Origin of the sequence: Nonomuraea guangzhouensis (assembly GCF_019396345.1) — a bacterium.
In the GTDB taxonomy this organism is placed as follows: Bacteria; Actinomycetota; Actinomycetes; order Streptosporangiales; family Streptosporangiaceae; genus Nonomuraea; species Nonomuraea guangzhouensis.
Map to the genome: position 1 here is coordinate 98,644 of NZ_JAHKRM010000031.1, position 14,589 is coordinate 113,232.

Genomic DNA, 14,589 nt, shown 5'->3' on the forward strand with positions numbered 1-14,589 from the left:
ATGCGCATGGTCAAGACGCCCGACTGGCCAGCCGACAGGTTCAAGGCGCTCATCGACCGAGTCCTGGACGAGACTGGCCTCAACAAAGCACAGCTCGCCGCATTGCTGGGCATCAACCCATCCCAGGTGAGCAGATGGACCAGCGGCTCAACCCGCCCTAGGTTCGACAACCTCGTAGCACTCGGCACTGCGCTGAATGCCCGTTTCCCAGCCCTGGATGTCAGCGTCCTCGACGTCCTCGCCGCGGCCGGCTACTCGACGGGTGGGCCGACCACCGAGGGTGACATCGCTGTCGCCCGCGAGCAGCCCAAGCCAGACTTCTCTGCCCTGCCGCCCAACCTCGCCGACATCAAAGATCCGACCCCCTATGAGGCGGCGATGCTTGCCGCCATCGCCACTATGCGGCAGGAGATGGCGAACGAGAGGCAGGAGATGGCGAACGAGATCCGCTCGCTCAACGAAGACGTTGCCGAGTTGAAGCGGGAACAGGAGCGGCGAGATCGCAAGGGTGCATAGCGTCAGAGCTTGATGCAGCTTCGGGCATCACAAGCACGCATTGTCACGGTTTGACCACGATTCGTTTTACGGTCTGGACCGGTAACCAAAAAAGGCGTCTTGTGGTCTTCCCGACAGCATTAAACCCGCGGGGTAGCACAAACGATCTGCGCACTCACAGGGGGGTGCCGACGTTTTGACGTCCCCATGCACATCCGACCAGTCCATCGACAACCTGATCGCAAAAGCGCTGCGCCTCATAAGTGGCCGCACCGCACGAGAACGAGCACTTGCGGAGGTGTTCAAGAACTACCAGGCGCAGTTCCAAGAACGCAGGCCAGGCAGGCACCGCGTCATCACGGGGGGAACACCTCACGAGGTCGTCGACGCCCTACGTGCGCCCGTGGGCGTTGACCGCGTCGTCACCGTGTACGACAACGGGGTAGTGATCAGGGCTGTGCTCCATCCTCACGGCAGGCCCGATCTTGAGCGTGAGGCCGCGGTTTGGCAGTGCTTGCGTGCACAGGCGGACGCGAAGCGAGGTGACCGGAAATGACCGGTGATGAGCCTCACTCGGGAAATGTTCACCCGTACCGGCGGGAGAAACTCGAACCCGAGATCGCCGCAATGTCCATCGAAACCGAAGACGACGACCAGCCGACGGTGATCGTCAATATCGACGACCCGGCCGCGAAACCCGCCATTCGGAAAGTGATCATTCTGGTAGGTGCCGCTTTCGGCGGACTCGCAGAACTGATCAAACGGGTGGCGAGTGAGCACCACCGCACCATTACCGCCGTCGCGAGCACGGCGGTCGTCACGGTGACCGCCACCACAGTCGTTCCGGCAGTCCTCGACGACAGGCACCGTCCACCGCCAATCGCGATCGAACGGGTCATCACCCTCTCGGCACCGTCGCGGCCGGCTGCGACGGAGACAACCACCATCACATGGAGCCCTCCACCGTCCGCGGCGCCGCCTACGCAGCCATCGCAATCGGCCGAGCCAGCTGCGTTCCGGACGCGATTACCGACCGCGGATCCGACCCGGTCTGCCAGGACGAGTTCGCCCATCCCGACTCCCGCGAAGACGCCCACTCGGAACCGGAAGACGCCCACACCCGCTCCTCAGGCCGACGACGACGAGCCGGCGGCAGCGCTCCCCGCGACCATGCCGACACGTCAGCCGCCGAGCGACACTCCGGCACCGGAACCTGAAGCGTCACCCGAGCCGCCGAGCCAAGACCCGGCACCGACAGTGGCAGTCGCGGGATGCGGCGGCATCATCCATGCGCACGTGGATGTAGTACTGGACGTGGACGTGTGCGTGCTCGGCTAACCTGACCTCCACTTCCCAAACCCTCAGGAGCCGTCATGGCGTTCCATCAAGTACGCAAGGACGGCGTCATCGTCGCCCGGTGGAAGAAGGCCGACGGCTCCTGGGGGACCAAGTCCCGCAATCCCGACACGGGCGAGCACTGGGCTACTCCTGGTGAAGCGGAGACGTGGGGCGCCTGGATGGAGGACCTCGAACGGCGTGGCCTCGCCCCCGACTACTCCCGCAGAAGGAAGCCTGCTTCTGATCCCGAGCCGGGGCAGGACGACGACGCCATAACCGTCAACGAATGGTTCGCCCGGTGGTGGCCCGGCATCGACCTCAGCCTCAAAGGGCGCAACAACTACGCCTACATCTTCCGCGCTCACGTCCTCCCAGAGTGGGGGCACTGGGCGCTGAGAGACATCAAGTCTTCCGACGTGAACGCCTGGGAACAGCGGATGATCGCCGCCGGATATAGCCGGAGCGGTGTGGCTCAGAGCGCCCGCACAAGGCTGACCACCCTCCTGGGGGACGCCGTCATCGAAGGGCTGATCGACTCCAACGCCGCTCTGCGTCAGCGCCACCGCGGACGCCGGTCTGGCGCCGGTACGGCCGGCCGTGGCCAGGAGAAGCGGGCACTCTCCCCGTTCCAAGCACTCACCACCGCGGAGCGCATGGGCGTCATGTCGGGCAGGGATGACGAGTTCATCTTCGGAATGACGGTCGCCTGGTGTGCTCTGCGCGACGGGGAAGCGTTCGGGCTGCAGCGGCCTGACGTGCGACTCGGGAGGATCCGCCTCGACTGGCAACTACTCGAAGAGGACGGGGAGTTCTATCGGCTCCACCCCAAGGACGACAGCAACCGCGACATCGACATTCCGCCCTTCCTCCAGGAGTTGCTGAACCGGCAGATCGCCGCCCATCCAGACCAGCGCTGCGCATGCAAGCCGAAGACGATCCCAGATCAGGAAGAGCAGCCGTGCCAGGGGGGCCAGCCCTACATCTTCCTGGGCGAGAAAGGGGCGCATCCTCGCCGTTCGAATTTCAGCCGGCGGGTCTTCTACCCGGCGATGGACGGCTGGTATCCGAGCGGCAAGGGCAAGCGCCGGGCGGGAGCTCCTGTCCTGGTGGAAGTGGAGTCGTCGTGGCCGGGCGTACCGGTGCCGGCGTGGCCGAAGGCGGTCAAGGACGAGCCGTGGGAGCCGCAGCTCGTTCGGGGCTACCAGCGGCGTCCGCTCGGGCTCGGCGTGAACGTGGCGTCATCTAAGGCGGACCTGGTTGCGTTCGCGGTCACACAAGGGTTGCCGGAGAGGCTTGCGCGACAGATGACCCGCGAGCAGATCCTTGCCCGCTTCATCCGGCCGGTTGCTCCGGACGCGTCGGTAGCGACGTGGCTTCCGATCGAGAAGGGGTTGACCCTGCACGAGCTGGGCCGGCACACCCATTCGACGTGGCTGATGGACCTGAGTTGCCCGTTGCAGCTCCGCGACGACCGGATGGGGCACGCCTCGCCGGACATGCGGGGGATGCGGGAGCGGTACTCGCATGTGACGCCCGAGTCGCGCGCATGGCTGCGGGCCGAGCTGGAGCGGGTCAAGGATGCGGCTCTGGCGCGGCGCGCGTGGTTCGGTCCGCATTCCCCTGTGGCGGCACTGGACGAGATGTTGGCTCCGTTCCGTGACGGGTTGCGGAAGCCGATCGCCCCGTATGAGGCGCGCGGAGAGGTCCTCGAATTCCCTACCTTCCGTGCAGGTTAATGGATCCTCATCGCGAATCCATCGCGAAAACCGAGAACGCCCCGCTTCCGGATCTTCCGGAGCGGGGCGCTTCCATGTTCTGACCTGTGTGGAGCCTAGGAGATTCGAACTCCTGACTTCCTGCTTGCAAAGCAGGCGCTCTGCCAACTGAGCTAAGGCCCCTCGACGAAGATAGCTTACCGGTCCGTGGCACCCATCTGCTGCCTGCTCAGATCTTCGCTCAAGATCAAGCCAGGGAAGTCCGCGATCGAGTCCAGAATGTGCGTGGCGCCGCCCTTGAGCAGCCGCTCCCGGCTGTGCACCCCCGTCATCACCCCAGCCACCACAGAAGCACCCGCTCGACGCCCGCAGAGCATGTCGCTTTCCGAGTCGCCGATGACCGCCACCTGTCGTACGTCCTCGATGCCGAGGCGGAGTATGGCGTGCAGGATCATGTCGGGCCAGGGGCGGCCGCGGCCGCCGGCGTCCTCGGGGCAGATGGCGAGGTCGATCTTGTCGTGCCAGCCGAGCACGCTGAGGACGCGGCTCAGGGTGACGCGGCTGAAGCCGGTGATCAGGGCCAGGCGCAGGCCGGAGCCGCGGAGTTTGTCGAGGACTTCGATGACGCCGGGCATGGGAACGAGACCTGCTCGGTCGAGCGCACCCTCGTACGAGCGCTCGAACGTCAGGTTCGCCGCCTGGGCCTGGGCCTCGTTGTCAGGGAAGATCCCTCGGAAGACATCGATCTTGGGGCAGCCCCGGGACCGGTGCACGTGCACCATGGCGCGCGCGTACGCTCCGGTCCCGGGGACGATGCCTTGAGTGGCTATCGCTTCGGCGAAAGCACGCTCGACCATGGCGATGTCACCGACTGTTGTGCCGGCCAGGTCCAGGCACGCCAGCTTGATGGGGACGACGTCACTCATCGCCTCGCCAGGTCGATCAGTTCTCGCTGCCGGTGGCCTCGGTCCAGAGATCGAGCTCGGCGCGGTCAGCCTGCACTTTGCGCCAGACCAGCAGCCCCCCAAGGGCGATCAGCGCCAGAACGACAAGCTTCTTCACGGTGTGACCCCACTTCTTCGACGGCCTCACCTGCCGGGGTGAGACCCAACGGTTGACATGCAGCCTAGCAAGGGATGGCTGCGGTCCCTGTGTTGTGCACGAACCAGATGTACCGGATGTGCAAAGAGCGAGGGAACATACCCAGGTAGGACCGGTTATATCCGTCCCATTTTGGACACCGGGTGGATCATGTCAAACCCGGTCAGGGGTACGTACACCGGGGGTCCGCGAAGCCCAGTTTACGGCCGGGCCCATCGCGGCGCCGGCCGCCACGAAGACCCCGCCGACCAGCAGCCATCCCAGCGTTCCCCCGCCGATGACGAGCGTGGTGAGGACGACGGGCCCGAGCATCCTGGCCACCGCCACCCCGGTCCCGAAGAACCCCTGGTACTGCCCCTGTTTGTCAGCCGGAGCCAGCGCGAACCCGATCTCCCAGGCGCCCGCCCCCAGCAGCATCTCGCCGTACACCTGGAGCCCGGCCGCGGCCAGCAGGATCAGCCCGGCGAGCCAGGCCGACGAGCCGATGGACGACATCGCGAACACCGCGCAGGCCGCCAGCATGACCAGGCCCGCGTGCCGTACCGACCGGGACGCGTCGGCGAGGCCCCTGACCCGCCGCGCGAGGCGCACCTGGAACAGCAGCACGCTCACCGTGTTCACCAGGAGCAGAGCCGAAACCAGCCAGGTCGGTGCCGTGGTGCGCTGGACGATCCAGAGGGGGACGATCAGGCTGAGCAGCGGCATGTAGAAGAGCATGACCGCGTTGATCAGCGTGATCACCGCGTACGGCCGGTCCCTGAGCACGGCCAGCTTCGGTCCGGCGACGGCCGGGACGGGGGCGACGGCGGGCAGCCTCAGCAGCAGTGCGGCGGCGGCCAGGAAGCTGACCGCGTCGACCGCGAACACCGCCAGATACGCCTCCCGGGTGCCGAAGTGCAGCGCCAGCCCGCCCAGCGCGGCGCCCACCGCCAGACCGCCGTTGAGCGTGGACTGGAGCACGGCCCGGACCTCGGTGCGCTTGTCCGGTTCGATCAGTCCGGCGAGCAGCGCCTGCCGGGCCGCGGACAGGCCGGTCTGCGCGGTGCCGTACAGGCAGGCGACCAGCGTGAACAGCGCGAACGACCGCACGAACAGGAACGACGCGACCGCGACGGCGGTCATCAGGGCGAGGAGGACGGCCACGCCGCGCGGCCCGCGCCGGTCGGCCAAGTGCCCGAGCGGGACGCCCGCGACCGTGCCGACCGCCCAGCCCAGCGTGAGCCCGAAGCCGATCTCCGTCGCCGACAGACCGACGATCCTGGCGAAATAGAGAGCCGAGGTGACCAGGTAGGCACCGTCGCCGATCGAGTTCGCCAACTGCGCCTGGGCGAGGAGCCGCCTGCGGACTGTCATCAGGCTTTGTACGACTCGGGGGTCATGCGGGTGGCCACGCCGATCCGGTTCCAGGCGTTGATCGTGGCGACGGCCACCACGAGTGCGGCGAGTTCCTGGTCGTCGAAGTGTTCGGCGGCCTGCTGCCAGATCTCGTCGGTGATGTCGTCGGTCGAGAGCCTGGTGGCGGCCTCGGTGAAGGCCAGGGCGGCCCGTTCCTGGTCGGTGAAGAAGGGGGCCTCCTGCCACACGGCCACGGCGTGCAGCCTGGCATCGGACTCGCCCGCCTGCTTGGCATCGCTGCTGTGCAGGTCCACGCAGTAGACGCAGCCGTTGATCTGCGAAGCGCGTAGTCGTACCAGCTCCAGCAGGGGCGCGGGCAGCGTGCTGTGCTTGACGTACCGCTCCAGGCCGGCCATGGCTTTGTAGGCTTCTCCGGCGAGTTCGCCGATATTCATGCGCTCTGTCATAGCCCCAAATCTAGGGCCCACCTTGTCCCGACATAAGCTCCAATTTCCGGTTAAATGATTGGGCCAAGATGGATGTCCATGTAAGTCTCCACGGCCGGGGTGACCTGGCCGCACAGGTCTACCGGCAACTGCTGGACGCGATCCTCGACGGCCGCCTTCGATCGGGCGAACGCCTGCCGCCGACCCGCGAGCTGGCCAAGCGGCTGGAGATCTCCAGGAACACGGTCGCGGTCGCGTACGACCGCCTGGTGGCCGACGGCTTCCTCGTCGGCCGGGCGGGCGCGGGCACGTTCGTCTCCGCGGAGCGCGTACGCGCCAGGTCGGCACCCCAGGGCGTCGTACGCCCCCGCGCCCTCTGGCGCTCCATGCCCACCCGGCCACCAACCCCCACTCCCGAGTACGACTTCGGCGTCGGTATGCCGGACGCGCGGCTGTTCCCGATGGAGACCTGGCGCAGGCTGGTGGCCCGCGAGCTCCGCACCAGCCTCGCCGGATATGCCGACCCCTCCGGCCATGAAGGTCTAAGAGACGCTATTTCGCGACATATAGGCATCAGCCGTTCCGTACGCGCGAGCGCCGACGACGTCCTGATCACCAACGGCGCCCAGCAGGCGCTCGACCTCATCGGCCGGGTGCTCATCGACCCCGGCGCCTGCGTGGCGGTCGAGGAGCCGGGCTACCCGCCCGCGCGCCTGCTGTTCCGCTCGCAGGGCGCCCGGGTGGCCGGAGTCCCGGTGGACGGCGAGGGTATCGATGTGGCCGCCATCCCGAACGCCGCCCGGATGGCCTACGTCACCCCGTCCCACCAGTTCCCGCTCGGCACCCCGATGTCGCTGGCCCGCCGCGCCGCCCTGCTGGCCTGGGCCGAACGGCGGCGCGCGGTGATCGTCGAGGACGACTACGACAGCGAGTTCCGCTTCGGCGACCGGCCGCTGGAGCCGCTCCAGAGCCTGGACCGGGCGGGCCGGGTCATCTATGTCGGCTCGTTCTCCAAGACGCTGCTGCCCATGTTGCGGCTCGGCTTCCTGGTCGCCCCCGCCTCGCTCATGCCCGCCCTGCGCGCCGCCCGGCAGCTGACCGACTGGCACGGCGAGCTGCCCACACAGGCCGCGCTGGCCCGCTTCATCGACGAGGGCCTGCTGGCCAGACACATCAGGAAGGCAACCCGCGAGTACGCCGCCCGGCACGCCCTCATCGTCGACGCCCTCGCCGGCGACGACCGGCTGCGCTTGGTCCCCTCGGTCGCGGGCCTGCACCTCTGCGCCCGCTTCGCCCCAGGGGTGTCCGTACGGCCGTCGCCCCGCCTCGCCGTGGAACGCCTCGACTCCTACTGCGGCGAGACGCCCGCCCAGAACGGCCTGGTCCTGGGCTACGGCGCGATCCAGCAGTCCCAGATCCCAGAGGGTCTCCGCCTGCTGAGAAACTAAAAGTGCTTCCGGCTCCAGAACCGCCGCGTCCGCTCCCCCGGCAGTTGCGGCTCGTCCGGCGGCGTCGGCTGGCGGACGATCACCACCGTCGTCTTGGCGTGCCGCGCGCAGTACATGCTCGTCGAAGGCAGGAACAACCGGCTCAACACCCCCCGCTTGCCCCGCCCGAGCACCAGCAGATCGCCCTCACGCGCCAGATCGACGAGGTGATAGCCGGGATCGCCGACCCGTCCGACCACCGCCGTGGTGAGGTCGGCGGGCAGCCCACCGGCCACGTCGTCGAACACCCCCGCGATCACCTCGTTGCACCGCGCCTCCTCCCCTGCCCTGATGGCGTGCTGCACGGGCAGCGCCTCGGGGAAGGGGTGCATGGGCGCCCGGCTCACGTGCACGGCGATCAGCGCCATCCGGTGCAGCCGTGCCGCCCCGATGGCCCATGCCAGCGCCCAACGCGAAGCCGGAGACTCGTCCACTCCCACGATCAGCCTCGCTCCGCCGGGCAGGTCCTGATCCACCGCGACCCTCCTCGAAGAAGTACTCGACCATAGTGCGCCTCCCCACTGGTTACCGGGAGGTGGCACTTTGCGAACTCTGGAGTCGTTCGCGATCCCCGGCGTAGCATGCGTGGGTGGAACGTGGGTGGGTGCAACCCCGTCCCGCCCTCGACCGGCGGCTCGACGGGGCGCTGACGCACAGGCTCACCACTTTGGTGGCCACCACGGGCTACGGCAAGTCGATCGCCCTGACGAGTTGGAGCGAGGATGTCGGGGCGGTGCTCCACCGGCTCGGGCCCGCCGATCGCGACCTGACCACGCTGGCCGGCGCCCTGGTCGCGGCCCTGTCGGAGGCGGTTCCCGACCTGCCCGCCGAGCTCGTGGCCGCCGCCGAGTCCCCGCTCGGGCCCGACGCCGACGAGCTGTCCAGAGCGGCGGCGCTGGCGGGCGCGCTGGCCGAGGCGCTGGCCGGGCGGCTGCGACGGGGGCTCGCCCTGGTCTTCGACGGCATCGAGACGATCATCGGCGCGGCCGGCTCCGTACGCTATGTCGAGACGCTGATCCGGGCGGCCCCTCGCCATCTGCACGTGGTCACGGCCTCGCGGGCGCCGCTGCCGTTCCCCACCGCCCGGCTGCGCCAGGACCACGAGGTGCTCGACCTCGACGCGACCGACCTCGCGCTCACGATCGACGAGACCACGGCCTGGGCGCACGACCGGCTGGGCGAGCCGGGGGCCGCGATCGCCGCCACGCTGCACGACGCCTGCGGCGGCTGGCCCGCCGCCGTACGGGCCGCGCTCGACGCGCTGGCCCGCACCGATCCCGCCGCCTGGCCGGGCACCGCCGCGGGCCTGGCCGCCACCTCCGCCACGCTGGAGCGGCTCACGCTGTCCGCGTTCGACGACTTGCCCGCGACGATGCGCGAGCTGCTGCGGGCGGCGACCGTACTGCCCGTGCTCACCGACGACCTCGCCACCGCGCTGGGCGCCCCGCCCGACACGCTGGCCTCGCTGACCAGCCGGGGCCTGTTCCTGGAGGCCGGCCACGACGGGCACGGACCGGCCGGCGTGCACGGACCGGCCCTGACCCACGGCTATCGGTTAACCGCCACCAGCGCCCACGTACTGGCCGCGCACGCGCCGCTCGACCGGCACGAGGCGCACGACACGGCCGCCGTCGCCGCCCGCTGGTACGTCGAACACGACCAGCCCGAGCTGGCCCTGCGCGCCGCGGTGGCCACCCGGCACACCACGCTCGTCACCTCGCTGCTCGGCACGCACGGCCCGCACCTGGCCGAGCGCGGCGACGACGTGGTGGCGGCGCTCGGCTTGCTGCCGGAGCCGACCAGGCAGGCGCCCGCGATGCTCCGCCTGGCGGGCATCGCGGAGCAGAACCGCGGCGCCTGGAACCGGGCCCGGGACCTGCTCGCCCGCGCGGCGGCGACCTCGGTGTTCGACGCGTTCCTGGCCAGGCGGCTCGGCCTCATCGACCACCTGCGCGGCGACCTCGACTCGGCCATCGCCATCTACACCAAGGGCTTCGAGTACGGCCTGCCGCCCGCCGACGCGGCGATGTGCGCGGCCTCCACCGCGTCGGTGCTCTGGCTGAAGGGGGATCGGGCGGGCTGCGCCGAGCTGGCGGACCGGGCGCTGGAACTGGCCAGCGCGCTGGGCGATCCGGGTGCCATGGCCGCGGCCTGCACCGTGCAGGCCATGCTCGCCTCGCTCGACGGCGACCGGCGGGCCAACGACGCCTATTACCTGCGGGCACTGGAGTACGCCGAGCGGGCCGGGGACGTCGTCCAGCTCATCCGTATCCGGGCCAACCGCGCCTCCTGCCACCTCGACGAGGGCGCCTACGCCAGAGCGCTGGCGGAGGTCGAGATCGCGGCCAGGCTGTCGGATCTGGTGTCGTTCGCCCCGTACGCCGCGCTGAACATCGCCAACCGGGCCAAGGCGCTCATCGGCCTCGGCCGGCTGGAGGAGGCGGCGATCGACGCCGCGGACGCGGCGGCCAGGTGGGAGGCGATGGGGTCGCGGTTCGTCGGCTACGGGCTGATCCGGCTGGCCGACGTACAGGTGCTGCGTGGCGACCGCAGGTCGGCGATGGCCATCTACCGGCGGATCATCGCGGACGCCGGCGCGTCCGGCGAGGTCCAGGAGCTGTCCAACGCGCTGAACAAGCTGGCCGTGCTGCTCGCGGACGACGATCCCGACGAGGCGGGCCGCGTGGCCGCGCGGGCGCTGAAGCACGCGGAGGGCATCGCCGGGGTGAACGCCAGGCTGGTCGCGGCCCGCGTCGCGCTGGCCGCCAGACGGTATGACGAGGCCAGGGCGCTGCTGGCCGAGGCCGAGCCCGTCGCGGTGCGCCGCAGGGACCACGCGGCCCAGGCCGCGATGGTGGAGCTGCGCGCCGAGCTCGACGGCGACTCCCTGCTGGCCGACGAGGCCGTACGCCGGTGGTCGGCGCTCGGCGATCCGGTCGGCCGGGCCAGGGCCGAGCTGATCAGGGCCACGCTGGGCGACGCGGTGACCGGCAGGGAGGTCGCGCACCGGGTCAGGAGCCGCATGCACGCGATCGGCTGCCGGGCGCTCGATGCCAGGATCGACGCGCTGGTCGGCCGGTTCACGCCAGCGGCGGAGGCTCGGGTGCTGGTCGAGACCATGGGAACGTTCCGAGTGCTGCGGGGCGCGGTGCCCGTCGCGCGTACCGCCTGGCAGTCGCGCAAGGCCCGCGACCTGCTGAAGATCCTGGTCAGCCGCCGGGGCGCGGCGATCAGCAGGGAGCGGCTGGTGGAGATCCTCTGGCCGGAGCAGGAGGGCGACACGGTCGGGCTGAAGCGGCTGAACGTGATGGTGTCCACGCTGCGGGCCGTGCTCGACCCGGAGCATGTACGTCCTGCGGACGAGTTCGTCGTCTCCGACGAAGGCGCGCTCCGGCTCGACCTGGCCAACGTGGACGTCGACGTGGAGGCTTTCCTCGGCCTGGTGGGCTCGGCCGTACAGCTGGATCAGGCGGGGAGGCCGGTGGAGGCGCTGGCGCGGTGGGCGGAGGCCGAGGCGTCCTACGGGGGCGACTTCTGCGAGGAGGATCCGTATGCCGACTGGGCCGTGGGGCTGCGTGAGGAGGCCAGGCTGGCGTACGTGCAGGCGGCCGCCAGGCTCGCGACGGCGCGGGCGGCCGAGGGGCGGCACGACGAGGCGGCCCGCTACTGGCTGCGGCTGCTCGAACGCGACCGCTACGACGAGCGCGCCCACCTCGGGCTGGTGCGGGTGCTCGACTCGGCGGGGCGGCGCGGCGACGCGCGCCGGCGCTACGCCCTGTACGCCGAACGGATGCGTGAGCTGGAAGTGGAGCCCGCGCCCTACCCCACCTGAACCTGACCTGAACCGTTCGGCGAGATGGTGCCGAAATGAGGACGGTCATCGTACGGCTGGTCGAGCCGGAGCAGTCCGGCGGCCAGCTTCGCGGGCTGCTCGAAGAGGTCGGGGGCGATCCGGTGCCGTTCAGCGGGAGCGAGGCGGTGGTCGACCTGCTACTCTCCGCCGCCGGGCTGAAGCCGGATCAGCCCTGAACCTCCCGCGAACCTTCCTCACCACCATCAAGGGTGAGAGGAGGCACGATGAGCGAGCAGCTGGGGAGCGCATGGCCGTTCGTCGGGCGAGGGGGCCAGCTGGCGACCGTACGGGAGACGCTGCGGTCGAGGGCTGGCGTGATGATCGCCGGGGACGCGGGGGTGGGCAAGAGCAGGCTGGCGGCACAGGCGCTGTCCGGTCTGAAGGGGTACGGGGTGGTCCGTGCACTGGGCACGGAGACGGCGGCGGTGATCCCGTTCGGCGCGTTCGCGCACGCGCTGACCGGGCCGCCCGGCAGCGGCGAGAACCTGCTGCGGTGGGCCGCGCGGCACCTGCGGGTCAGCGCGGGGCGGGGCGAGCTGCTGGTGAGCGTGGACGACGCGCACCGGCTCGACCCGGCCTCGGCGGCGTTGGTGCACCACCTGGCGGAGAGCGGCGCCGCCAGGCTGCTGGTCACGGTGCGCAGCGGTGAGCCGCTGCCCGCGCCGGTCGCCGCGCTGTGGAAGGACGAGCTGCTCTGCCGGATCGAGCTGCCGCCCCTGACCGTGGCCGAGGTCGGGGAGGCGCTGGCCGGGGCGCTCGGCGGGGAGGTGGCCGGACCGACCGTCAGGCACCTGGCCAGAGTCAGCGAGGGGAACGTGCTCTACCTGCGCGAACTCGTACACGCCGGCCGTGCCGCCGGCTGCCTGACCGAGACCGACGGTCAGTGGCGCTGGCAGGGCGAGCTGTCGATGACCACCCGGCTGCGCGAGCTGGTCGACGCCAGGATCGGGCACCTCGACCAGGACGAGCGCGAGGTGCTGGAACTGGTGGCGTTCGGCGAGCCGCTCGGCACCGAGCTGCTGGTCTCGCTCACCTCGCCGAGCGCGACCGAGCGGGTGGAGGACCGCGGGCTGATCGTGGCCGTGCGCGACGGGCAGCGGGAGCACCTGCGGCTCGGCCACCCGCTCTACGGCGAGGTGGTACGCGGCGGCTGCGGCACGCTGCGGACGCGACGGCGGCTGCGGATGCTGGCCGAGGCGCTGGAGGCGAGCGGGCTGCGGCGGCGCGAGGACGTGCTGCGCGCGGCCGTGTGGCGGCTGGACAGCGGCTCGACGGCCGAGCCGGACATGCTGCTCGTCGCCGCGGGCCTGGCCTGGGCCAGGCAGGATCCCCGCCTGGCCGCCCGGCTGGCCAGGGCCGCGATGGAGGCGGGGGCGAGCGTGGCCGCGGTCGCGCTGCTCGGCCAGGCGCTCATGGTGCTGGGTGACGCCGACGCCGCGCTGACGGCGCTGCGGCAGACGGCGCGGGCGGTCGTCACCGAGAGCGAACGCGCGCAATACGCCATCAGCCTGGGCCTCAACCACGCTTGGGCGGGCGCGCTCGCCGAGGCGTGTCGGGTGCTCGGCGAGGCGGCGCGTACCCTCACCGACCCGGCCTGGCGGCAGGAGGCGTACATCTACCTCGGTGTGGCCGAGTTCTGGGCGGGCCGGACCACCAGAGCCGTCGAGTCGCTGGACCGGGCCCGCGCGTGCACGCCGATCACGGTACGCGGCGCGGCGCACGTGGCCGCGCTCGACGCCTGGTCCAGCGCCTACTCGGGGCGGACCGAGCACACCATCGCGGTCGTCGAGCAGGCCCTGGCCGGGGCGGACGGCTGGGGGGACGAGACGCCGCACGCGCTGCCGACCATGCTCGACGCGCGCTGCGCCGCCGAGACGTTCGCCGGGCGGCTGGACGCGGCGGAACGCACCGCCGACTACGGCATGGAGCTGGCGGTGGCCGAGCTGTCCGTCTCCGGGTTCGGGGCCTTTCGGGCGCTGGTCAGCAGGCTGCGGGGCGATGCCGAGGGCGCCGTACGCTGGAGCCGCGACGACGCCGCCGGGCTGCACGACCGCTCACCATACCGGGGGCGGTGCCTGGCCGAGCAGGCGCACGCTCTGGCGCTGCTGGGCAGGACGGCGGAGGCGCGCGAGCTGCTGCCCGAGGCCGAGGAGCTCGCCTCCCGATGGGCGTTCACCCGGCATCCGACGCTGCAGGCCGCGGTGTGGGTGGCGGCGGGCTGCGGTGACCTGGACGGGGCGGTACGCCTGTGCCTGTCGGCGGCCGATGTCGCGGAGAAGCACGAGCAGTTCGGGCACCTGATGTTCGCGCTGCACGATCTGGTGCGGCTGGGTGTTCCCGAGCCGGCCGCCGACCGGCTGTCGGCGCTGGCCGAACGGGTGGACGGGCCCCTCGTCGGGGTGCTGGCCAGGCACGCGCGGGCCACCCGCGACCCTGAGGGGCTGCGGGCGGTGGCGGCGGAGTTCGAGCGGCTCGGGATGATCCTGTACGCCGCCGAGGCCACCGCCCAGGAGTCCGCCGCCTACCGTGCTCTGGGCCGGGGCGCCCTGGCCAAGGGGGCGCAGACCCGGGCGTGGGCGCTGGCCAGGCGCTGCCCGGGGGTGTCGACGCCCGCGCTGGTCGAGCTGGCCACGCCCGAGCTGACGCCGCGGCAGCGGGAGATCGTCCAGCTCGCGGCGGCCGGCCTGACCAACCGGCAGATCGCCGACCGGCTCACGGTCTCCACCCGGACGGCCGCGAACCACCTGCAGGCCGTGTACGAGAAGCTCGGCGTCAACGACCGGGCGGAGGTGGGGCGGTTGCTGACGTCCCCCTAGACC

At 70.8% G+C, this 14,589-nt stretch carries 12 protein-coding genes and 1 tRNA gene; 7 read left to right on the forward strand and 6 right to left on the reverse strand.

The annotated features are described in order from the left end of the window. Positions 1 to 6: 6 nt before the first annotated feature. The 3 genes from KME78_RS48015 (at position 7) to KME78_RS48025 (ending at position 3,569) form a co-directional block, all read left to right on the forward strand. A complete protein-coding gene (locus tag KME78_RS48015) occupies positions 7 to 516 on the forward strand; it encodes a helix-turn-helix domain-containing protein (protein WP_219536680.1) in 510 nt (169 codons plus the stop codon). A gap of 531 nt (positions 517 to 1,047) precedes the next feature. After that, the gene (locus KME78_RS48020) at positions 1,048 to 1,833 is read left to right on the forward strand and encodes a hypothetical protein (protein ID WP_219536681.1); all 786 of its coding nucleotides are present in this window, start codon (positions 1,048 to 1,050) and stop codon (positions 1,831 to 1,833) included. A gap of 179 nt (positions 1,834 to 2,012) precedes the next feature. Further along, the gene (locus KME78_RS48025; RefSeq protein ID WP_219536682.1) at positions 2,013 to 3,569 is read left to right on the forward strand and encodes a site-specific integrase; all 1,557 of its coding nucleotides are present in this window, start codon (positions 2,013 to 2,015) and stop codon (positions 3,567 to 3,569) included. 89 nt (positions 3,570 to 3,658) lie between these two features. Here KME78_RS48025 and KME78_RS48030 read toward each other — a convergent pair. From KME78_RS48030 to KME78_RS48050, 5 genes are all read right to left on the reverse strand, one after another. Continuing rightward, positions 3,659 to 3,731, reverse strand: a tRNA-Ala gene (locus KME78_RS48030). Between the two features lie 14 nt (positions 3,732 to 3,745). Continuing rightward, complete coding sequence (locus KME78_RS48035; RefSeq protein WP_219536683.1) at positions 3,746 to 4,474, reverse strand: HAD-IA family hydrolase; 729 nt, start codon at positions 4,472 to 4,474, stop codon at positions 3,746 to 3,748. A 16-nt stretch (positions 4,475 to 4,490) separates the two neighbouring features. Beyond that, complete coding sequence (locus KME78_RS66730; protein WP_214635294.1) at positions 4,491 to 4,610, reverse strand: DLW-39 family protein; 120 nt, start codon at positions 4,608 to 4,610, stop codon at positions 4,491 to 4,493. Between the two features lie 192 nt (positions 4,611 to 4,802). Continuing rightward, positions 4,803 to 6,002, reverse strand: coding sequence for an MFS transporter (locus KME78_RS48045; RefSeq protein ID WP_219536684.1), 1,200 nt, complete (start codon positions 6,000 to 6,002; stop codon positions 4,803 to 4,805). Continuing rightward, positions 6,002 to 6,451, reverse strand: a complete 450-nt coding sequence (locus KME78_RS48050) for a carboxymuconolactone decarboxylase family protein (protein ID WP_219536685.1) — start codon at positions 6,449 to 6,451, stop codon at positions 6,002 to 6,004. Before KME78_RS48050 ends, KME78_RS48045 begins: the two co-directional genes overlap by 1 nt. A 68-nt stretch (positions 6,452 to 6,519) precedes the next feature. Here KME78_RS48050 and pdxR point away from each other — a divergent pair, with 68 nt between their 5' ends. Next, complete coding sequence (gene pdxR / locus KME78_RS48055) at positions 6,520 to 7,878, forward strand: MocR-like pyridoxine biosynthesis transcription factor PdxR (RefSeq protein ID WP_219536686.1); 1,359 nt, start codon at positions 6,520 to 6,522, stop codon at positions 7,876 to 7,878. Here pdxR and KME78_RS48060 read toward each other — a convergent pair. Next, entirely contained in the window at positions 7,875 to 8,393 is a 519-nt protein-coding gene (locus KME78_RS48060; RefSeq protein ID WP_219536687.1) for a universal stress protein, read from the reverse strand. The genes pdxR and KME78_RS48060 overlap by 4 nt on opposite strands. A 113-nt stretch (positions 8,394 to 8,506) precedes the next feature. Between KME78_RS48060 and KME78_RS67610 the strand changes: the two genes are divergently transcribed. From KME78_RS67610 to KME78_RS48075, 3 genes are read left to right on the forward strand one after another with little or no spacing between them, the layout of a single operon-like run. Next, the gene (locus KME78_RS67610) at positions 8,507 to 11,749 is read left to right on the forward strand and encodes an ATP-binding protein (RefSeq protein ID WP_219536688.1); all 3,243 of its coding nucleotides are present in this window, start codon (positions 8,507 to 8,509) and stop codon (positions 11,747 to 11,749) included. A gap of 35 nt (positions 11,750 to 11,784) precedes the next feature. Continuing rightward, entirely contained in the window at positions 11,785 to 11,946 is a 162-nt protein-coding gene (locus KME78_RS48070) for a hypothetical protein (protein ID WP_219536689.1), read from the forward strand. 48 nt (positions 11,947 to 11,994) lie between these two features. Beyond that, complete coding sequence (locus KME78_RS48075) at positions 11,995 to 14,586, forward strand: ATP-binding protein (RefSeq protein WP_219536690.1); 2,592 nt, start codon at positions 11,995 to 11,997, stop codon at positions 14,584 to 14,586. Positions 14,587 to 14,589: the final 3 nt, after the last annotated feature.